Annotated in this window: 20 protein-coding genes and 1 pseudogene; 4 read left to right on the top strand and 17 right to left on the bottom strand. The window is 59.0% G+C overall.

The features are described from left to right. Positions 1-53: 53 nt before the first annotated feature. The 4 genes from RHIBR816_RS36795 to RHIBR816_RS0131435 all read right to left on the bottom strand — a co-directional run bounded on the left by RHIBR816_RS36795 (position 54) and on the right by RHIBR816_RS0131435 (position 1,626). The gene (locus tag RHIBR816_RS36795) at positions 54-221 is read right to left on the bottom strand and encodes a hypothetical protein (protein ID WP_018240563.1); all 168 of its coding nucleotides are present in this window, start codon (positions 219-221) and stop codon (positions 54-56) included. Between the two features lie 398 nt (positions 222-619). Next, complete coding sequence (locus RHIBR816_RS0131445) at positions 620-826, bottom strand: hypothetical protein (protein WP_018240562.1); 207 nt, start codon at positions 824-826, stop codon at positions 620-622. A gap of 196 nt (positions 827-1,022) precedes the next feature. Next, positions 1,023-1,205: a hypothetical protein gene (locus RHIBR816_RS0131440; protein WP_018240561.1), complete on the bottom strand. Its 183-nt coding sequence runs from the start codon at positions 1,203-1,205 to the stop codon at positions 1,023-1,025. Positions 1,206-1,293: 88 nt separating this feature from the next. Next, positions 1,294-1,626, bottom strand: coding sequence for a hypothetical protein (locus RHIBR816_RS0131435; protein WP_018240560.1), 333 nt, complete (start codon positions 1,624-1,626; stop codon positions 1,294-1,296). A 384-nt stretch (positions 1,627-2,010) separates the two neighbouring features. On the opposite strand from RHIBR816_RS0131435, the gene RHIBR816_RS0131430 reads away from it, so the two are divergent. From RHIBR816_RS0131430 to RHIBR816_RS0131420, 3 genes are all read left to right on the top strand, one after another. After that, complete coding sequence (locus RHIBR816_RS0131430; RefSeq protein WP_018240559.1) at positions 2,011-2,205, top strand: hypothetical protein; 195 nt, start codon at positions 2,011-2,013, stop codon at positions 2,203-2,205. A gap of 13 nt (positions 2,206-2,218) precedes the next feature. Beyond that, positions 2,219-2,860: a recombinase family protein gene (locus RHIBR816_RS0131425; RefSeq protein ID WP_018240558.1), complete on the top strand. Its 642-nt coding sequence runs from the start codon at positions 2,219-2,221 to the stop codon at positions 2,858-2,860. Between the two features lie 514 nt (positions 2,861-3,374). Beyond that, the gene (locus tag RHIBR816_RS0131420; protein ID WP_018240557.1) at positions 3,375-3,641 is read left to right on the top strand and encodes a helix-turn-helix domain-containing protein; all 267 of its coding nucleotides are present in this window, start codon (positions 3,375-3,377) and stop codon (positions 3,639-3,641) included. Positions 3,642-3,970: 329 nt separating this feature from the next. Here the strand turns inward: RHIBR816_RS0131420 and nifA are convergent, their stop codons facing one another. The 11 genes and pseudogenes from nifA to RHIBR816_RS0131360 form a co-directional block, all read right to left on the bottom strand. Next, positions 3,971-5,710, bottom strand: coding sequence for a nif-specific transcriptional activator NifA (gene nifA / locus RHIBR816_RS0131410; RefSeq protein WP_018240555.1), 1,740 nt, complete (start codon positions 5,708-5,710; stop codon positions 3,971-3,973). Between the two features lie 169 nt (positions 5,711-5,879). After that, on the bottom strand, positions 5,880-6,179 hold the full coding sequence (locus RHIBR816_RS0131405) for a ferredoxin family protein (RefSeq protein ID WP_018240554.1): 300 nt from the start codon (positions 6,177-6,179) through the stop codon (positions 5,880-5,882). A gap of 12 nt (positions 6,180-6,191) precedes the next feature. Then, the gene (locus RHIBR816_RS0131400; protein WP_018240553.1) at positions 6,192-7,499 is read right to left on the bottom strand and encodes an FAD-binding protein; all 1,308 of its coding nucleotides are present in this window, start codon (positions 7,497-7,499) and stop codon (positions 6,192-6,194) included. A gap of 11 nt (positions 7,500-7,510) precedes the next feature. Beyond that, positions 7,511-8,569 (bottom strand): electron transfer flavoprotein subunit alpha/FixB family protein, encoded by a 1,059-nt coding sequence (locus tag RHIBR816_RS0131395; protein WP_018240552.1) that lies wholly within the window; start codon positions 8,567-8,569, stop codon positions 7,511-7,513. A 66-nt stretch (positions 8,570-8,635) separates the two neighbouring features. Further along, positions 8,636-9,487 (bottom strand): electron transfer flavoprotein subunit beta/FixA family protein, encoded by an 852-nt coding sequence (locus RHIBR816_RS0131390; RefSeq protein ID WP_018240551.1) that lies wholly within the window; start codon positions 9,485-9,487, stop codon positions 8,636-8,638. Positions 9,488-9,662: 175 nt separating this feature from the next. Next, positions 9,663-10,046, bottom strand: coding sequence for a nitrogenase stabilizing/protective protein NifW (gene nifW / locus RHIBR816_RS0131385; RefSeq protein WP_018240550.1), 384 nt, complete (start codon positions 10,044-10,046; stop codon positions 9,663-9,665). Between the two features lie 132 nt (positions 10,047-10,178). Then, complete coding sequence (locus tag RHIBR816_RS0131380; RefSeq protein WP_018240549.1) at positions 10,179-11,333, bottom strand: hypothetical protein; 1,155 nt, start codon at positions 11,331-11,333, stop codon at positions 10,179-10,181. A gap of 14 nt (positions 11,334-11,347) precedes the next feature. Further along, positions 11,348-11,572 (bottom strand): annotated as a pseudogene (locus RHIBR816_RS38740) (cysteine desulfurase NifS); the annotation flags it as partial. A gap of 106 nt (positions 11,573-11,678) precedes the next feature. After that, positions 11,679-12,323: an iron-sulfur cluster assembly scaffold protein gene (locus RHIBR816_RS39130; protein WP_371259082.1), complete on the bottom strand. Its 645-nt coding sequence runs from the start codon at positions 12,321-12,323 to the stop codon at positions 11,679-11,681. Between the two features lie 69 nt (positions 12,324-12,392). After that, on the bottom strand, positions 12,393-12,713 hold the full coding sequence (locus RHIBR816_RS0131365) for an iron-sulfur cluster assembly accessory protein (RefSeq protein ID WP_018240546.1): 321 nt from the start codon (positions 12,711-12,713) through the stop codon (positions 12,393-12,395). A 296-nt stretch (positions 12,714-13,009) separates the two neighbouring features. Continuing rightward, positions 13,010-13,555 (bottom strand): hypothetical protein, encoded by a 546-nt coding sequence (locus RHIBR816_RS0131360; protein ID WP_018240545.1) that lies wholly within the window; start codon positions 13,553-13,555, stop codon positions 13,010-13,012. A 603-nt stretch (positions 13,556-14,158) separates the two neighbouring features. Here RHIBR816_RS0131360 and RHIBR816_RS0131355 point away from each other — a divergent pair. Then, positions 14,159-14,689 carry a nitrogen fixation protein NifQ gene (locus RHIBR816_RS0131355; protein ID WP_018240544.1) on the top strand — a complete coding sequence of 177 codons (531 nt, stop codon included), beginning with the start codon at positions 14,159-14,161 and terminating at the stop codon, positions 14,687-14,689. Positions 14,690-14,705: 16 nt separating this feature from the next. Here the strand turns inward: RHIBR816_RS0131355 and rpoN are convergent, their stop codons facing one another. Together rpoN and RHIBR816_RS0131345 are read right to left on the bottom strand one after the other, a co-directional pair. Further along, the gene (gene rpoN / locus RHIBR816_RS0131350; protein WP_026187650.1) at positions 14,706-16,178 is read right to left on the bottom strand and encodes an RNA polymerase factor sigma-54; all 1,473 of its coding nucleotides are present in this window, start codon (positions 16,176-16,178) and stop codon (positions 14,706-14,708) included. A 75-nt stretch (positions 16,179-16,253) separates the two neighbouring features. After that, a complete protein-coding gene (locus RHIBR816_RS0131345; protein ID WP_018240541.1) occupies positions 16,254-16,793 on the bottom strand; it encodes a peroxiredoxin in 540 nt (179 codons plus the stop codon). Positions 16,794-17,691: the final 898 nt, after the last annotated feature.

Here is a 17,691-nt window from a genome sequence, read left to right as displayed (position 1 = left end):
GGAACTTCTGCCGGCGCTTGATCTCGGCGCGGTCGCCATAGGCTCGGCGACGCCTACGCGTTCCCCTCGGTCTCGCTACCCTCGTCCAAATCACGCAGGGGCAGGAAGCCATATCCGTCCAACCACTCACGCATGATGAGGCGGATCAGCTTGTCTCGCGTCATCTCAAGTTCTTTGCACGCGGCAGCAAGGGCCAACTCAACGTCATCATCGAAGGTCATTGTTTTCCCTACGCTCTGCAACCACGAGCCTTGAAAGTTCGCACAGCGCTGGTTGCAGTCAAGAATTAGAGGCGTCGCTCAAATGGGGTACCGACGGGCTGCTGTTGTACCTGCGCACGAAAAGAGCGGCATCCTTTGGGGATCGAGGACACCGCTCTCTTTTCCTCTCGTCGCAGAGGTTGTACAACGCTTGTGCAACGTCTGTGCGACTGCCGTCGGTAACGAATGCAGAGGCCCTGCGTTTAAAGTGGTCGCCACCTGTACAAGCGTTGCGGCAACAAAAAAGGCCGGGCTGAACCCGACCTTCCTGCAGCCATTGCCAGTACATCCGTGGTCATTGGCGAGATGAGATCTGTGTAACGGTCGATCGTGTCGATTGCGTGACAGCCATCGCTGAACTAGCCCTGCCGCAGGAACGGTATGGTGAGCTTTCGCAGCAGCATCGTATCGCGAACTCCGGACTGATAGATTGCGACCAACCTGGCGGCGAGATCCTCTGCTTCCGGGCTGTCGCGGCGTGAATGGCAGTCGCGCAGCAATTCCCCGAATACTACGCTCAGCATTTCGACATCATCTGGGGGGATGTACTGGGAAGCGGCCGTCATGGCGCTAACTCCTCCAACCGGGGCGAAAGCGCGATGATCTCTCAGCCAGCGGCGCCCGTGTTAATTGCCGCTAATGGGAGGCAGCATACGCCCTATCTGCGACTTGCGATATTAACAATGTTATACCTGCTGCTTGGAATTTAGGTCGCCATGCCGAACGGCTGGGTGGGGAGGCGATCCGCGCGGGCCGTGGTCGCTACATTGCTCCACCAGTAACCGGATTTACCTTTGGCTTCTCGCTCGTGTCCTTGGCGCCCGGCGGCTGGACAGTCGGCGGTGCGATAGACTGCTCGTCCGGATGTTTCTTTCGATCCGCGGGCTGGTGGACGTCGTTCGGCTTTCGCTGCTCGGGCTTCGCGTTGGTATCCTTGATCGTCATGATCTTTCTCCTTCAGATAGGGAGAACGGCGGCTAGAGAACGTGGTTCCTCGCCTCGCGAAACTCGCACACCGAAGGCGCGGACGCGCCTACTTGCAGCCCTTGCTCTTGATCGACGACTCGATCGCGTTGACCTTGCCCTTCGACACGGCGACCTGGCCTTCTTTGTCCCCTCCGAATGTGCTGGACGCGGGCACGCCGACCAAGAATACGCCGATTGCGTCGCCCGTAGCAGCCTGGTTCTGCTGCTTTGAAAGGCTGGCAAGGTTGTTCTGTTCTTTAAGGAGTTCTTGCGCCAGTCGTTCGCAGCTCTGGTTGCTGTACGCTGCCATCGGAATGTCGACCGGCACGATCGCGTCCGGACGCTTTGCGCAGGAAGCCACGGCCAGCGCGGACGCCAGCGCAATCAGACGGATTTTCATGCAATGCCCCTCTAAGTAGAAATTTACCCCACGCGTAACTCAGCATGATCTCGCACGACGGAGAAGGGCAGTAGGGCAGATCGGCTGGAATTCCACAGGTGGTTCGTTTGGCGGCCACGCGCCACCACGGCACTTAAGCCGTGCGGTAGCCCCAAAAGTTCCAGCGGAGCGAGATTTTCTGTAGCCATCCGCCACAGCCGCCGGATCGGCGCGCGGAGTACCCCACGGGGTGGGTACCCACCCGGCGGCGGGGATGCGGTCAGCGCCAAGCGTACGCAAGGGTATGCCCTTGCGAGCAGGAAAATCGTCCGGGGTAGGGGTGCACGTACGGGCTTGACATAGATCAACGTACATAACCCAAACGTACATATGGAGACCTTCCAAATGATTGCTCAAATGCGCGCCAACGAATTTCGCATCTTCTCCGAAGTCCACAGCGAACTGCGCCACGCAATGAACACCCACGACCGCCGCACCGCCTGGCTAGCAATCGAAGAGCTGCGCGGGATACAGCAGCACACCGAGTGGGGCGCGCTGCGCGCCCGTTGCGCCGCCGCCCTTTCTGAATACGTACATTAAGGAGGCTAGCGCTATGACAAAAACCATCCTTTATGCGCGCGTTTCCACGGTCGAGCAGACAGTGGAACATCAAATCACGCAGGCGCGGCAAGCGGGCTTCACAATCGACCAAGCATTGGCAGATGAGGGCGTGTCGGGCGTCACGGTGCCCCTCGCCGATCGACCGCAAGGAAAGCGTCTCTTTGACATGTTGCGCGCCGGCGACACGCTCGTCGTGCGATGGGTCGACCGCCTCGGGCGCCATTACCAGGACGTGACAGACAACATTCGAGAATTCATGCGCCGCGGCGTTATCGTCCGCACCATCATAAACGGGATGGTGTTCGACGGTGCGACCAAAGACCCAATGCAAATGGCTGTTCGCGATGCCTTGATCGCGTTCATGGCCGCCATGGCGCAGGCGCAGGCGGAAGCGACGAAAGAGGCGCAGCGCGCCGGCATCGAACATGCGAAAAGCAAAGACCGGCCGCGCGTCTACAAAGGCCGCAAGCCCTCCTATACGCGCCAGCAACTAAGCTTGATCCTGAGACTGCTAGAGGGCGGCGCCGGAGCGTCGGAAATTGCGAGCGCCACGGGCTTAACCAGGCAAACGGTATTGCGTATCAGAGCCGACAAGGCCGGCGCTGAGGAAGCATTGAAGGCTTGGGGGTTATAGCGAGCGCGATCGTTTCTTCGGCGAGCTCTGCGCGTTCGAAGCGTTTTCTGCGCAGCTGACATGCTAACTCGCCGGCTACATCGCGGTCGGCCACCATTTCGAACATAACGAACGGGCCGTCCTCGAGGTCGAATATCAGGCGCCATTGGACACCCAATGCGTTGGCTATCCTTGCCGCATTGTGCGCGCTTGATTTGCGCGCCAGGACCTCAACCTTCGTCTTATTGCGATATCCTTTGTAGCGCTCGAATACGCAGAAGCGCGACGCCATGCCAGGTGCTGACAATGGGTCGCTGGACAGACGAGAGGAAACGTAGCCAGAAGGTACGAATTAATCTTCATTACAGGCCCCAACGTAAAAGCTTTATCGCAGAAAAATACGCTAGCTATACGTATGTCAAATGCGAATTAGTCGACTGACATTGACCAACATTCGACCAACAACATTGCATTTGACATATTATGCATTGCACATGATGCTGTTAATTCTGTTTTTCTACTTTGGACTATTAAAATGAAGCTGCTAACGGAAGCAGAAGCGGCCCAGCTCATGCGCTGCAGCCGAGAGAAAATCAAATGCTTGCGACTTTCCGGCAATCTTCCGTATGTGCCGGGTCGACCCGTTCTCATCGACGAAGCGGATCTCCTTGCTATGGTCGAGGCGGCGAAGGCCGAGACCATGCAGAAATCATCGCAAAGGCATTTAGCTCGACCAGCGGAAGCGCGGCGGTGGGCGATGCAAGCAGTCCTGCTGCGGCGCGACCGGCGAAAGAAAGACTGACTGTCGCACCGCTACCCGAAAATGTCGTCGTTCTCGGAGGCCGGAGATTGAAGCTGGCGCTGGACATGTCGCACGGCCTTTGCCAGTTCTTCCGGACTCATTTCATGGGGCTCCTTGTCCCGATCGCGTCGCCCTTACGGTCGAAATAGCCGGCGACACGAAATAGAGTTTTTCGATACGGGTGTAGCAAGCCGCGCGTATGGGCACTCGCCCGAACGCAGTTAGGGTGAATATTAGGACGAAGGGTATTTTGAGGGAAAAAATTCAATAAAAACAATGAGCCGTGGCGGAGAGGGGACCTTCGGCCTGCCGGTTGACGTTACCAGCGGCTAGAACTTCTTCACCTCGATACCATGCCGACGTATAGCATAACCGACCTGACGGGGCGTGAGGCCGAGAATACGAGCCGCCTTGGCCTGAACCCACCCGGACTTTTCCATCGCGTCGATCAGCCGTTCGCGTTCTGTCAGACGTGCACCCATTGCCGGGCAAGCAGGATCGTCCGGATCACAGGCTTTGGAGGCTACCTCTCGCTGCGCGGCGCCGGCCGGCCTGGCCGAGAGCGGGGGTCCAGCCGGCATCGCGTTACCCCGAGCGAGCGCATCGATGGCATTGCCGCCGTTTAAACCGTCGGCTCCTTTCCAAAGAAGCGAAGAGAGGCACTGGCCGTTCTTGCAGGCGAAATCGAATGGAACGATCGTCCTTGACTGCGCGAGTGTTGCCGTCCTTCGCACGCAGTTTTCAAGCTCACGGACGTTCCCAGGGAAGCGGCAATGCGAGACTACGTCAAGCGCCGACGGCTCGAAGGCGAGTTCCCGGCCATTCTCCTTGTTGAATCGTTTGAGGAAAACCTTCGCAAGGCGCGCGATGTCACCAGGTCGCTCTCTGAGCGGCGGCAAGACAATTGGCACCACATTGATGCGGTAATAGAGATCAGCCCTGAACTCTCCGTTGGCGACGGCCGTCTCGAGGTCCTTGTTGGTGGCGCATATGAGCCGGACGTCGACCCTCAGCGTTCTCGTGCCGCCAACCCGCTCCAGTTCACCTTCCTGCAAGACCCGCAACAGCTTGGCCTGGAATGCAGGCGAGATCTCGCCAATCTCATCAAGCAACAGGGTTCCGCCATTCGCCAGTTCGAAACGGCCCGCGCGCTGCGAGATAGCTCCGGTGAAGGCACCCTTTTCATGCCCAAACAGCTCAGATTCAAGAACGCCTTCAGGCAGGGCGGCGCAGTTCAATCTTACGAATGACTTCTTCCTGCGAGGTGAAAGCTCATGGATGGCCTGCGCGAAGAATTCCTTGCCGGTACCGCTTTCGCCCCGCAGAAGTACGGTGGTATTGGTCGGGGCCACGGCCGAGACGGTTGCGAGCACTTGCTTGACTGCGGGACTTTCCCCGACGATCCAATCGATTTTGGCAGGCAGACGCCCCGCGATGTCGTTCCTCTCTCCGTCGGGAGATTTCTCCCCTCGGCGTTGCTCCTCAGGGAGCTGCTGGCCATCCATGCTAAAAGTGCGATGGAGCCAGATCGTCTGGCCGACAAGGTTGGCGACCATTGTGAGAAAGCTCACGTCTTCGTCATAGGGGAGGCTGGTGGCGTCGCCCCTAAGGCGGACGACCGATAGTATTCCAAGAATTTTGCGCTCGGCCTTTACCGGGACAGCGATAAAGCGATCCGGGATGGTGCCGCCGCTCGAAGACGTCCGAAGTGCAGCCTGCAAGAGCTCCGACTTGCTGGCATCCTGTATGACGACCGGTGCACCGGTAGCAACGATTTCGTCTATTACGGCCTGCGGTATAACTCGGCCACCGCCGGATTGAGATGAGGGTGTGATGCCGGCAGTTGCTATGATTTCTGGCTCGTTTTCATCTCCCAGGACGACGATTGCTCCGTGCCGCATTTCCAGCATCGACGAGAGAATGTTCACGACATTGGTAAGCGTGATCTCCAGCCGGGTGGAGGCGGTCAGGACTTTCGATATCTGGTAAATTCCGCTGACGGAGACATCCGCCTTGGTTTTGATGGCTGATTCAGACCGCCCTCCTTCGTCGAACCGACCGTGCAGCATATGAGAACTCCTCAGGGGTTGTCAGGTGCTCCTCCCAAGCACCCTATTTCTTATGAACTCTGGAAGCATAGTATTCCAAGGTCCTTTTGTGCAAACTTTCGACAACCTGAAAAATCCAATGCCGTTTTTCAATACTTGCGGTAGGGCCTTTAGAGTGCCTGCGAGCGCGTCATCCGAACTTGAAGAGGACACCGAAGCCACCCCGCGGGTAATTCCACTCGATCTCACCACTTGCCTCGCAAAGGACTCTGCACGTCCCGCATTCCATGCAACCGTCGGCGGTGATCTCCACTTGGCCCTCGTCATTCAACTCATAACATTTGGCCGGGCAGACGCTCGTGAGCGCATACAGATTCGCGCTCGGCTGCTGGTGCGGTCGCACTTTGATGTGCGGGCGTCCTGAATCGACCACATACCGGTTTTGGTAGAGCTTGTCCTCCACGCGCAAGTTTGTGACTGCGATCGTCATCTTATTTCTCCTTCAGCGCCAGGCGAATGCCAGGCGGACTGCGTCACTGACGAGCCCCCAGCGCGAGCGCGCCTTGATGAAGGCGGCCGTGGTCGCGCGTTCCTTGTCGATCTTCGGCGTGCTGTCGACCCGCATGAAGTTCTGTGCAGCCTGCGACAGCAACTGCGGATAAGTCGTGAAGAAATTGCGGGAATTGGTGTGGAGCAGGGCGGGCATGTCCTTGTATTTCCGCAGATCCTTGATGACGAATGATTTGTCCAGCATTGACTTATAGAGGACGAGGTTTTCCTTCGTCATTGGAGCCCCGCGTTTCTTGACCCGGGAGATCGCCTCACCTGCGAGTCGTCCCGACGTCATGGCGAGATTGGAACCCTCCCGATGCATGGCATTGTTGAACTGCGCCGCATCGCCGGCAACCACCCAGCCATTGCCGAAGAGCTGCGGGATGGCTTTGTAGCCACCTTCCGGAATGAGGTGAGCGGCATATTCCTTGACTTCCGAACCTGCGATCAGCGGCTGGACCGATGGATGGTTCTTGAAGCTTTCGAGCAGCTCGTAAGGACTCTCCATTGTCGTGGCAAAATCCGAGACCAGGCAGCCGATGCCGATCGAGATCGACTCTTTGTTGGTATAGAGGAAGGCGAGCCCGGCCATGCTGCGGGAGATGGTGCCGGCTGCCTCGATCACGCAGCCTTCGTTGGCTTTAAGGCCGAACCGCTGGTCGATCACCTCTTCGGGCAGGAAATGCATTTCCTTGACTGCGAGCGCCACGGTTTCGGGTTTAGGTGTCTCGCGCAAGCCGGCCCGCGTGCCGAGCAGCCCATTGACGCCCTCCGCGAGGACGACCACGTCGCCAAGAATCACGTCGCCGGTGCGGTCGGTGCGAACGCCGATTACCCGTCCATTCGTATCGCGGGCGAGTTCCGTCACCGTCGTTTCGCATAGAACCGTCGCTCCCGCCTCGCGCACTTTGCGGGAAAACCACTTGTCGAACTGGGCGCGAATGACCGTATAGCGGTTGGGCCTCGACTCGTTGAAGTCATCCGACCGGTATTCGATCCCGACGTGGGAGGTGTCGTCCATCATCCAGAACCGCTGCTCGACCAGATGCCGCTCGAGAGGCGCATCATCTCGAAAGTCCGGGATGATTTTCTCCAGCATATTTGAGTACAGGATGGCGCCCTGAACATTCTTGGAGCCCGGATACTCGCCGCGCTCGAGCTGCAGCACCTTCAGTCCGCGGCTTGCCATGGTGTAAGCGGCTGCGTTGCCGGCCATACCGGCTCCGATAACGATGGCGTCGAATTTTTCCTCGGTCATGGCCGTGTTCCTCAGTTCGCAAGCTTGTCGCGACTGTGCGGCGACAGCCGATGGGTGAAGACTTCCGTCAATGACGGCAGGAACCGGATCGCATCGGTCACGACGCCGAGGTGAGCGAAATCGAAAATCGGCGCGTTGGGGTCGGTGTTGATCGCTACGATAAGGTCAGCTCCCCCGACGCCAACCCGGTGCTGGATGGCGCCCGAGATCCCGGCCGCTATGTAGAGCTTCGGCCGGATAGTCTTGCCAGTTTGGCCGATCTGCCGGTCAGCCGGCATCCAGCCCTTCTGCACAAGCGGGCGCGAACAGCCATATTCGGCCCCAATCGCCCGCGCGAGATTTTTCACAAGCTTCAGGTTCTCCGCCGCGCCGAGACCGAGGCCGCCGGCAACCACGACGTCGGCATAGGCGAGATTGGCGTTTGACGACTGGCCGTCGGAGAGGAAGCCGAGAGCCTTGGTGACGATCTCTTCCTCGATCATCGGCACTTCGTGGTGAATGACACGCCCGATCGGCTTGTCCATGCGCTGAGGCATGGTCATGACTCTCGGCCGCACGGTCGCCATCTGCGGGCGGCAGTTGAGCGTGTAGATCGTGCAGAGCAGGGAGCCGCCGAAAGTCGGCCGGGTGGCCGCAAGCGAGCCGTCGGTATCCACATCGAGTTCGGTGGAGTCGGCGGTCAGCCCTGTCAACAAGGTCGTCGCCACGGAACCGGCAAGGTCGCGGCCGAGCGTCGTCGCGCCTAAAAGCAGTATCTCCGGTTTGTAGGTAACGACCAGATCCGTCATTGCTTTGGTGAAAGGCTCGTTCCGATAGTCTTCGAGCAACGGGGCCGCGACGATGTAGGCAAGATCGGCGCCATAAGCAAAGGCCTCGGCGATGGCATGCCAGGTGGCCTCTCCGGGCGGACCCAGAACGACGCCGGCAAGCTCGACGCCCAGCTTGTCAGCGAGCTTGCGGCCTTCGCCGAGCAACTCAAAGGAGACGGGATGGACCTGGCCGCGCTCCAGCTCGATGAAGACCCAAACGTGACGGTAGTCCTTGAACTGCTCGGGCAGCTCCTTCTTCATGCCGGCGCGGCCAGCGGCTGGAGGAGGGGTTTCTCGTTTCGTGTCCAAAATCGGCTCTCCTTGCCCTCAATCGTCGCCAACGAAGGCGAGTTCGTCTTCCAGCGCCGGCTGGCGCGAGAAGATCCCGGCGATCAACTCATCGGCAAGATCGCGCGGCGTCTTTTCGCTGGTGTCGATTTGCTCCGCCCTTTCGGCCCGCGCAGTTGGGGCAAAGACGCGTTTGACCACGGTTGGGGAACCGCGCAGGCCACATTTGGTGAGGTCCTCGATGCCGGCGTCGGCCGCACTCCACGTCACGATCTGGCTGCGCGCGGCGCGAAGCGCGTCGCCGAGCGACCCGCGACGGATCTCGTTGGTGCCTTCCAGCATTGTGATGAGGCAGGGAAGCCTGCTCATCAGCGTCTGCGTGCCGCCTTCCGAGCGGCGTTCAACCGTGATCTGGCTCGCATCGAGATCAATGGAGACGATTTTCGCGACGTAGGTGAGTTGCAGGAGGTCGAGGCGCTTGGCGATGCCGGGCCCGACTTGGGCGGTGTCGCCGTCGATCGTCTGCTTGCCCGTGAAGACGATGTCAGGCGCCCCGAAGGTCTCTCCGATCTTCGCGACGGCTTGAGAAAGAGCGAATGAGGTCGCCAGGGTGTCGGAGCCGGCAAAATGTCGGTCGGTCAAAAGTACCGCGCGATCGGCGCCGTAAGTTAGCGCCTTGCGCAACGCGTCCTCTGCCATGGGCGGCCCCATGGTGAGCACGGTGACCTCGCCGCCATGGGAGTCGCGTAATCTGAGAGCCTCCTCGAGCGCGAACAGGTCATAGGGGTTGATGATGGTTGGCACCCCTTGACGCATGATTGTGTTCGTCACCGGATGGACTCGAATCTGTGCGGAGTCCGGCACCTGCTTGATACAAATTACGATGTGCATGTCGGCTTCTTGCTCCCTCCTATCTGGATGGCGGGCTGGGACCTCATTTCCTGTTTGCATCATTTGTGCCAACGTTCCACGCTCCCCCTATCGCGTTGAAAAGACGGCCAAACGGAAACTGCGCTAACCGAAATTGTCGGTTTTTTGACATTGGCGTGTCGCAAGTGCGACGCGCTCATTCCGTCTCGAACGGCTTCAGAACGGAGGATAACGGGACGAAGGCGCGGCCCGGTGTAGCGGGATTGTCCGGATCGTGGTCCTTGAGCACCTTGAAGACCCGGTGCGTGAGCGGGGAGGCGGTCGCGAAATCCTCGTGGGCCCGTTCCAGCATGGCGCGGGCGCGAGCCGCGATTACCTGGTCGGGTTGATCGGAGAAGTCCTCTTCGGCGAGGTATTGGCCCATACGCTTCATGATGTGCAGACGTGAGACGTTGAGCACTTTCGGGTCATAGGAGACGCGAAGCACTGCGAAGAACTCCTCTGCGGCCGACAGGCTCTTCAGCCGCGCGAGGATATTGTTGACATCGATATGATGACTCTTGTCAGAACACTTGCTCATTGCATTCTCCCGGGTCGGCAAGCGGTGGTCACAGCTTTCTCGGCTCATGCCGTCGCTTATCACGCAACGGCCTTATCGACGCGTAGCGCCGCACTTGTTGAAGACGGGTCGAACCAAACGACATTGCCAGCCTCATTCGTTTCCAGGAAATCGGTCTGCCGTCTCGCGGCACAGTTTGTCGTAAAGTTTCACCAGTTGAATTTCAGTGATGGTGGATTTGGTCGCGGACGCCTGGTCGCGGACGCGGGCGATGATCGCGGCGGTCAGATCCGGATTGAGTTCGCGGCGGTTTTCCTTCAGCACATGTGCAATAGCAGTGGCGCCGGAATGCTTGCCGATGACAATCTGGTGGCGGCGGCCAACAAAAGCCGGATCGAGGCCCTGATCGGTGCGGGGGTCGTCCTTCAGCGGCCCTGCGAGATGCGTGCCGGATTCGCTTGTGAAGACGGCGGCGCCGACGACCGGCTTGATGGCTGGTATCGGCCGGCGGGCGAGGCGCGCCACGTGGGCGGCGAGCTCTGGCAATGCTGTGGGGTCAACGCCGGTGTTCGCGCCCTCGAGTACTGTCAGCGCAGCAGCAACCTCTTCCAGTGCGGCATTGCCGGCGCGCTCACCAAGCCCGCCGACGGTCACGGAGGCATGACGGGCTCCCGCGCGGATCGCCGCCAGCGTGTTGGCGGTAGCAAGGCCGAAGTCGTTGCGGCCATGAAATTCCAGATCCATCAGGCACTGTGACGCCATCTCGGACACAAGATCGAATGTCGAAAAGGGGTCGAGGACTCCGATCGTGTCGGCCAGCCTGACGCGGCTTGCGCCCGCGCGCGCAGCCGTGGCGATTACACGGGCGAGATGAGCCCGATCGGCCCGCGAAGCATCCTCGCATTCCACTGCGACGAAGAGCCCGCGGGCGGTTGCGCGCCCAACCATCGTCTCGACGACTTCAAGCGCTCCTGCCCGATCGAGGCCGAGCTTGCCGGTCAGTTGGATGTCCGATGCGGGCAGAGACAGATTGACGGCGGGCACCCCGCTTTCAATTGCTATGTCGAGATCCTCTGATGCCATCCGGCACCAGGTCAAGAGCCGAACGGGGAGACCCAGTGCGACTACGGCGCAAATTCCCTCCATCTCGTCGGCGCCCATGCCTGGCGTGCCGATCTCGATCTCTGGGACGCCAGCTGCAGCGAGGGCCTCGGCGAGCCCCACCTTTTCTGCCGTAGTAAAGGCGACGCCGGGCGCCTTCTCACCATCGCGCAGGGTCGTATCGTTGAGAAAGATTTGACGTTCCATGTAGCCGCCTTCTCTCAGCGCAGACCCGACTGGGGGCCTTCGGCACAAGCTCCGGAACGGGAGAAATCGCGCAGCTTCTCGACTATTCCAGGGATCACTTCCAGCACTCGGTCCACATCCTCCTCGCCGTTGTGGCGCGAGAAGCAGAAGCGGATTGTCCCGTGTGTTGCGCTATGAGGGAAGTTGATCGCGCTCAAGACATGGCTCGGTTCCAGCGAGCCGGAGGCGCAAGCAATCCCACAGCGGCTTGGTCGCGCGTGCGTTTGATGTTGATCGAGGCGCGCAGACATGGGCTCGATAGGCGCAGACATGGGCTCGATGCGCGCGGCCGGGTACGGAGCTTGCTCATCGGACATCGACAAGGTTGCAACCCCCGCAGCCCTCAGGTGACCGCACACCCACGGCAGCCTTTCGATAAGCCGAATTTGCTGCATCGACGGCAGCCCTTGTTTTGCGTAGAGACCTGCTCTCACGTCGTGAGGCTTTCGGTGTACATTGGCGCTTGGCCGCCCCCGAAAACCCTTTCTTCCACGGCATTGGAGCGCGTGACCCAGCTGCCACTTGGCTTCGGGTCGCAAGTGTCTTGCTGGTTGGCCGTGAGTCAGTTGATACGGATGTTCTTCTGATCACCCCTTCATGGACACTGGGGCCTCCGCAGATGAGGGTGCCTCGCTCGCGATCGCGGACGCGCCCCACACCGCGGAATTTGCCCCTCGCAATAAAGCGCATCGCCGAACGGTGCATCCTCTGTTGCGATAGACTGTCGATGAATCTCGCCGCCCGATGGACGAGGTGATGCGCTTCGTCGGCGGCCGTTCCGATGATGCGTTCGGCAATCACCGACGAGGAGGCGATCGCAGAGCTGCAACGCAAAGGCTCAGATATCGCGCCAGTAATCGCTTCCGCAACTGGATCGACTCTTGTCATCAGTTCGATCGTATTGCCGAAGGAGATGGTTCCGGCCTCAGTGGCAACAACGCCGGCATTCATCGCGTGGAAGAAATATTCCTCGACCATTTTGCAATAGTCCCACATGGCTCGTCTCAATGTGGCAGGTGATCAGCCGAAGGACTTGCCGCAGGCGCAGTTCTCCCGCGCGTTCGGATTGTCGAAGACAAATCCGGAGGATTCGGCCCCCGTGACGAAGTCGACGGTCATGCCATCGACTTGCCGTTGCGAACCTATATCCACGAACACCTTGACCCCGTCTGCCTCGATGACCGCGTCGCCCTCGCGCGGCAAGCTTTCCAGCCCCATCAGGTATTTGAAGCCCGCGCAGCCGCCTGTCTGGACCATGATGCGAAAACCTTCCATCGGCTCGGCGGCTCGGGAAAGCGCGGCTTTCATGATGGCGACGGCATTCTCGGTGAGCGTGATCATGCGATGCCTTCTCTTCACTCGGGATGCGTTCGGGCGTAACAAAGCATCCGCCGTGCCAAAGAGAAAATCATGTGGAAACAACACGGTGGCACGAAGTCGTTAATGTCCCACGTCCGACATTGTCGCGCATGGGACAATAGGGGCGTCACGGTCAATAGTTTTCGTTGACCCGTGGCGAAGAACACGTCGGCCTGCAGGGCTTGCCGCTGGGATGCGAGCGAAGCCAGCCAGGGTGCGGTCGGTGGCTCCTGGACCCTTGCCAGATCTTGCGAAGGTCGGCCTCGGGCATCGACCTCTCACTCGGCCGAGTCCAGCGTCTCGAAGTGAAACGGGCCGCGTACGCCGGTGGAAAAACGCTCAGCCGCGTTGAGCGCTATCGCCAGCCTTTCAAGAGGAGGAGAGTGGGGCGAGGCGAAAAGCGCGCCGAGTGCTATTTGTTGGCCGCATCCACAGGCGTCAAACCGATCGGCCGTCTCGCCGACCTGGTAGTCAGCGTCGATTTTGAAGAGCCGTCCGGCATAGCCGACGAGGAAGGTGCCACCGCGCTCGGTTTCGTTGTGCCGCTGTGCGAAGCCGCCATCTTGCAGACATCGGCGGAGCGCGTTCACAAACTCGGTTACCATAAAAGCATAGACATCTGTTTTGGCATGCCTTTCTGGCGGCTCGAAGGCGTGCGCCAACAACTGGCCCATCCGAAAGGAGCTGGTAAAACCGAAGATGAAGTCCTGCTTGCGGAAGACCTTGCGATCAGCCCGGACGGTGAGCGAGTGGCCGGACGCACTCGCGCTATCGCCGCCGATGTGAACTGACCCCTTGTTGACAAGACCGACAATGCACGTCATCCGCTGCTGCTCCTCATGTGCTATGCGCCCGGTTTTCTGGATGTCGATTTGTTGCGGCGAGCAGCCGGACCGAGCCCGAGCGCCTGCCTCAAGTGTCATTTTGCAAGGACTGTACCAAGCAGCGCCCAGGTTTGTGCGATGGTGTCGGATTGTTCGACGGTCTTTTTCGTCCATGTTCGGGCATCGTCACGATCGCCACACTAACAGCGTGGCAAGCTCCTGTCTGACGGCCCCGACAATCCCCTTGGAGACGATTGCATTTGGTGCAAGGGGACGCGGCGCCGTCGGGTTTTGTCGCTTCCGAGACACCTTGTTCAATCCGTTCCTGCTGCACTCCAACGTAAGCGATTGAAAAAACGTAGCAAAGCAGTTCAGAGAGTTTTGGCTGCGCAGCTGGCATGACTTTTGAAGCTCCTTGTCACAAGGCGGCGGTAGCCGACTGATATGACATCCGTCGATCGGAACGGAAGGACAATCACCATGTCTGATTTGCCTCAGATTCGCATTTTTTCGGGAACGGGCATCACCCGTGGAGTGCGAATATCCTATCGGCCCAGTCGGCAACGACACTCAAAATCGCAAAGCACTGGCGGATGGCCGCGGATGGACCTCGAGATGGATTTCGACGAACATGTCCTTGCCTGTGTTCTTTCGCGTGCACTCGAGGAGATCGAGGACGGGGAGGCGACGGCGACCGAGGCAACTGGCCTTTCGCGCGCCGAGTTGCTCGACATCCTGACCCGCAATTTCCCCACAAGCCTCATCCACGGCTTCTCCTTGGAAGAGGTGAGCGATCCTGAACCAGGCGTGGAAGAAGAACTTCTGCTTCGCCTGCTGCTGACGCATGCCCGGCCGGGCGACCCCACGAGCGCCTGTTTCGCCAAAATCATCGCCCGGCGTGCCTTGCGCGATGGCCATCTCTGGCAGGAACTCAATCTCTCCGATCGGTCCGAACTCAGCCGTTTGCTTGCCACGCATTTCCCCACGTTGGCGGCGGGCAACACAAACAACATGAAATGGAAGAAGTATCTCTACCACAAGCTCTGCGAGGCTGAAGGCTTTTCGCTGTGTACTGCGTCCAGTTGCCGGGAATGCGACGATTTCAACAGTTGCTTCGGTCCGGAGGACGGCTAAATGGCCTCGCCAGGGATTACGAACTGGATCTTTCGTCGGGCCTTTGCCATTTAAGCCGTACGCGATTTTCCCGGCGACGTTGAACGGAGGAGGGGATGTTCAGTGCCTCACGATACTTTGTGACGGTGCGGCGGGCTATGCTGATGCCGGTTTCCTTGAGCCGGGCGACGATTTCATCGTCGGAAAGCACTTCATCGGTGGATTCTGCGGCGATGATCGCCTTGATGCGATGGCGGACAGCTTCAGCGGAGTGCGCATCGCCGCCTTGGGTGGAGGCGATCGCGACTGTGAAAAAATACTTCAGTTCGAACACGCCGCGCGGAGTGAGCATGTACTTGTTCGATGTCACCCGACTTACAGTCGACTCGTGCATGTCAATCGCGTCAGCCACGGTCTTGAGATTGAGCGGCCGAAGATGGGCAATGCCATGTTCCAGAAAGACATCCTGCTGGCGCACGATTTCAGTTGCTACCTTGAGGATGGTCTTGGCGCGCTGATCGAGGCTGCGAACCAGCCAGCTTGCGTTTTGGAAGCATTCGTTGAGGAATGCCTGATCTTGCGAATTGTGGGCGGTAAGGCGAGAGACTTCGGCAAAATAGGTCTGATTGATCAGCACTTTGGGCAGCATGTCCGGATTAAGCTCGATTTGCCATCCGCCTGCGGGCGAGGGCATAACCCAGACATCGGGTATGATATAGTCCGGACCTCCGGATTGGTATCGGTTTCCAGGCTTGGGATCGAGCGTCCGTATTTCATGCAACATGTCGAGAAGGTCGTCTTCATCGACGCCGCAGTGCCGCGTCAATGCCTGAAAGTCGCGTTGCGCGAGCATCTCAAGATTGGCGACCAACGCCGCCATCGCCGGGTCGAATCGATCTCGCTGGCGCAACTGTATCTCAAGGCATTCGCTGAGGGATCGTGCGAATATTCCCGGTGGATCAAAGAGCTGCAAGGCTTCGAGAACCCGCTCCACATCGACTTCTCGGGCATCCAGCCTCCGGGCCAGCTCCAAAAGGTTTACATGAATATACCCCGTGTCTTCCAGATGATCGGTCAGCTCGCCAGCAATCAGCCGCTCCTGCGGGGTGAATGCTGTGAGGGCGACCTGACGAGCGACATGGTCGTGCAAAGTTTCCGCTGAGGCGGCAAACTCTTCGAGGGCAGGCCGTTCCCCCGCGGCGATACTCCCTGTGTCGCGGATTGATTTCCATTGCCTGAGCAGTTCCGAGCTCTCGGCCCTAATCGGCCCATCAACCTCGTTTGCGCGCGCGCCAATGTTCGGATCTTCCCCCGAGATCGGCGATTGCTCGTCTGAAGTCGCACTATTGTTTGACGCCAACTCGAGGAATGGGTTCTTCTCCACTTCCTGCTCGACGAACTGATGCAGTTCGGCATGCGCCAATTGCAGCAGGCGAATCGAGGCAATGAGTTGCGGCGTCATAACCAGCGATTGCTGCTGACGCTGAAGAAGGCTTACAAAGGACTCCATGTAGAGCGAAACTCCTGTCGAGCGGCGCACCGGGCAGTGCGTAATGGTAGCTGTAGGACTCGGGGCTCTTCTAGGTCATGCGGCGGCGAGGGCCTTTAGCCTTTCAAGAACATTCTGCGGAGAAGAGACGCCATAGGGATCGGCTTCACAATTGTCGGAGAAGCCTTCCTCCTCGAACCACTGCTCCACTATGCCGTTGTTGATGATGGCAGCGTAGCGCCAGGAGCGCATCCCGAACCCGAGATTGTCCTTTGCGACCAGCATGCCAATTTTGCGAGTGAATTCGCCCGAGCCGTCGGGAATGAGCTTCACCTTTTTCAGCCCCTGCGCTCTGCTCCAGGCGTTCATCACGAACGCATCGTTGACGGAGAGACAGTAGATTTCGTCAATGCGCTCCTTCTGGAATTCGGTGTAGAGGTCCTCGAAATCGGGCAGCTGGTAGGTGGAGCAGGTCGGGGTGAAGGCGCCGGGCAGCGCAAACAGGATGACGCGCTTGCCGCTGAAATAGTCGTCGGATGTCTTGATTTCCCACCGGTACGGGTTTGGGCCACCAATAGACTCGTCGCGAACACGCGTGCGAAAGGTGACGAACGGAACCTTCTTTCTAATGGTCATCGATATTGCTCCTCTGGAAGAAAAACTGACGGATAGCTGCTGCGGGTGACGCTGATCGACCTCAACCGACATGTCGGTCACGCAAGGGCCGTGCCATCTTTGGGAATCACACTCTTGGAGTCTTGCGTGGAGCAGGGGGGACCTTACCCTCGTCAGACCTGAGCAGTTCCAAATCAGCTGGTCAAAAGAGGCGCTCGCCTTCGACTGCCTTGGCCGACCAGAACTCCTGTAGAGATCGAAGAAGTATCCGACCCGTCATGCGTCGGTGAGGAGCGCTCGCACGCTACCTCCGACCATAGATCGGCTCTAGTTGTTCAGCAGACTGCCCGCCGGCCTGGTCGCAATTGACAATCAAGTTTTGATCGAGGCGTTGGTTTTATTTCGTTTATCCGCCAAACGTTTGTGTGTCCAAAGCAGGACAAAAATGTCGGAGAAGTGACCAAAAAGTGTTGCAACTTCCGACCAACGGTGCTGCGTGACGGGGGCGTAATCGTCCCAGTTTCCCGAACCTCGCTAAAGATCTGCGATCGGTGGTCTTGTCCAAAAGTTAGTCTTGTCTGACGCTAATCCCATCGGTCTCAATACCGTTTTCCATTTCGGGTGATCTGCGTTGTCGCGGTGAGGAGGTCGAGAGAGATGCTGCGGCCTACGAGTGGCGGAGCCCGGCACTCCGCAACCGCAGCGGTACGATCGGCCGACGTCACCGTTTGAATTTTGCACCGGGTGGCACAGTAGAATGCCTACCGGGCCAGAATGAGCCCGGTTCGATTGAGGCCCCGCTCAACCGCCTCAAGTCTGAGATATCTTTTTGGCGATCTTTCGTGCCGCTTGCAGGCGATCAGCCGGCCATCGCAGACGATGAACACATAAATGGCGGTGCCTCGAAAAGCTTGCCCGC

This window comes from Ensifer sp. BR816 (assembly GCF_000378985.1).
GTDB lineage: Bacteria > Pseudomonadota > Alphaproteobacteria > Rhizobiales > Rhizobiaceae > Sinorhizobium.
This window is presented reverse-complemented; position numbering and strand designations above follow the sequence as displayed.

What these genes read in the sequence shown, in the direction of transcription:
- rpoN (WP_026187650.1), bottom strand. Translation starts at nt 16,178, where the DNA reads ATGGAGTCCTTTGTAAGCCTTCTTCAGCGTCAGCAGCAATCGCTGGTT.
- RHIBR816_RS39130 (WP_371259082.1), bottom strand. Translation starts at nt 12,323, where the DNA reads ATGAATGCCGGCGTTGTTGCCACTGAGGCCGGAACCATCTCCTTCGGC.
- RHIBR816_RS0131425 (WP_018240558.1), top strand. Translation starts at nt 2,219, where the DNA reads ATGACAAAAACCATCCTTTATGCGCGCGTTTCCACGGTCGAGCAGACA.
- RHIBR816_RS0131345 (WP_018240541.1), bottom strand. Translation starts at nt 16,793, where the DNA reads ATGACCATTAGAAAGAAGGTTCCGTTCGTCACCTTTCGCACGCGTGTT.
- RHIBR816_RS0131390 (WP_018240551.1), bottom strand. Translation starts at nt 9,487, where the DNA reads ATGCACATCGTAATTTGTATCAAGCAGGTGCCGGACTCCGCACAGATT.
- RHIBR816_RS0131445 (WP_018240562.1), bottom strand. Translation starts at nt 826, where the DNA reads ATGACGGCCGCTTCCCAGTACATCCCCCCAGATGATGTCGAAATGCTG.
- RHIBR816_RS0131430 (WP_018240559.1), top strand. Translation starts at nt 2,011, where the DNA reads ATGATTGCTCAAATGCGCGCCAACGAATTTCGCATCTTCTCCGAAGTC.
- nifW (WP_018240550.1), bottom strand. Translation starts at nt 10,046, where the DNA reads ATGAGCAAGTGTTCTGACAAGAGTCATCATATCGATGTCAACAATATC.
- RHIBR816_RS0131420 (WP_018240557.1), top strand. Translation starts at nt 3,375, where the DNA reads ATGAAGCTGCTAACGGAAGCAGAAGCGGCCCAGCTCATGCGCTGCAGC.
- nifA (WP_018240555.1), bottom strand. Translation starts at nt 5,710, where the DNA reads ATGCTGCACGGTCGGTTCGACGAAGGAGGGCGGTCTGAATCAGCCATC.
- RHIBR816_RS0131355 (WP_018240544.1), top strand. Translation starts at nt 14,159, where the DNA reads ATGGACCTCGAGATGGATTTCGACGAACATGTCCTTGCCTGTGTTCTT.
- RHIBR816_RS0131440 (WP_018240561.1), bottom strand. Translation starts at nt 1,205, where the DNA reads ATGACGATCAAGGATACCAACGCGAAGCCCGAGCAGCGAAAGCCGAAC.
- RHIBR816_RS36795 (WP_018240563.1), bottom strand. Translation starts at nt 221, where the DNA reads ATGACCTTCGATGATGACGTTGAGTTGGCCCTTGCTGCCGCGTGCAAA.
- RHIBR816_RS0131400 (WP_018240553.1), bottom strand. Translation starts at nt 7,499, where the DNA reads ATGACCGAGGAAAAATTCGACGCCATCGTTATCGGAGCCGGTATGGCC.
- RHIBR816_RS0131395 (WP_018240552.1), bottom strand. Translation starts at nt 8,569, where the DNA reads ATGAAGAAGGAGCTGCCCGAGCAGTTCAAGGACTACCGTCACGTTTGG.
- RHIBR816_RS0131380 (WP_018240549.1), bottom strand. Translation starts at nt 11,333, where the DNA reads ATGGAACGTCAAATCTTTCTCAACGATACGACCCTGCGCGATGGTGAG.
- RHIBR816_RS0131405 (WP_018240554.1), bottom strand. Translation starts at nt 6,179, where the DNA reads ATGACGATCGCAGTCACAAACTTGCGCGTGGAGGACAAGCTCTACCAA.
- RHIBR816_RS0131365 (WP_018240546.1), bottom strand. Translation starts at nt 12,713, where the DNA reads ATGATCACGCTCACCGAGAATGCCGTCGCCATCATGAAAGCCGCGCTT.
- RHIBR816_RS0131435 (WP_018240560.1), bottom strand. Translation starts at nt 1,626, where the DNA reads ATGAAAATCCGTCTGATTGCGCTGGCGTCCGCGCTGGCCGTGGCTTCC.
- RHIBR816_RS0131360 (WP_018240545.1), bottom strand. Translation starts at nt 13,555, where the DNA reads ATGACGTGCATTGTCGGTCTTGTCAACAAGGGGTCAGTTCACATCGGC.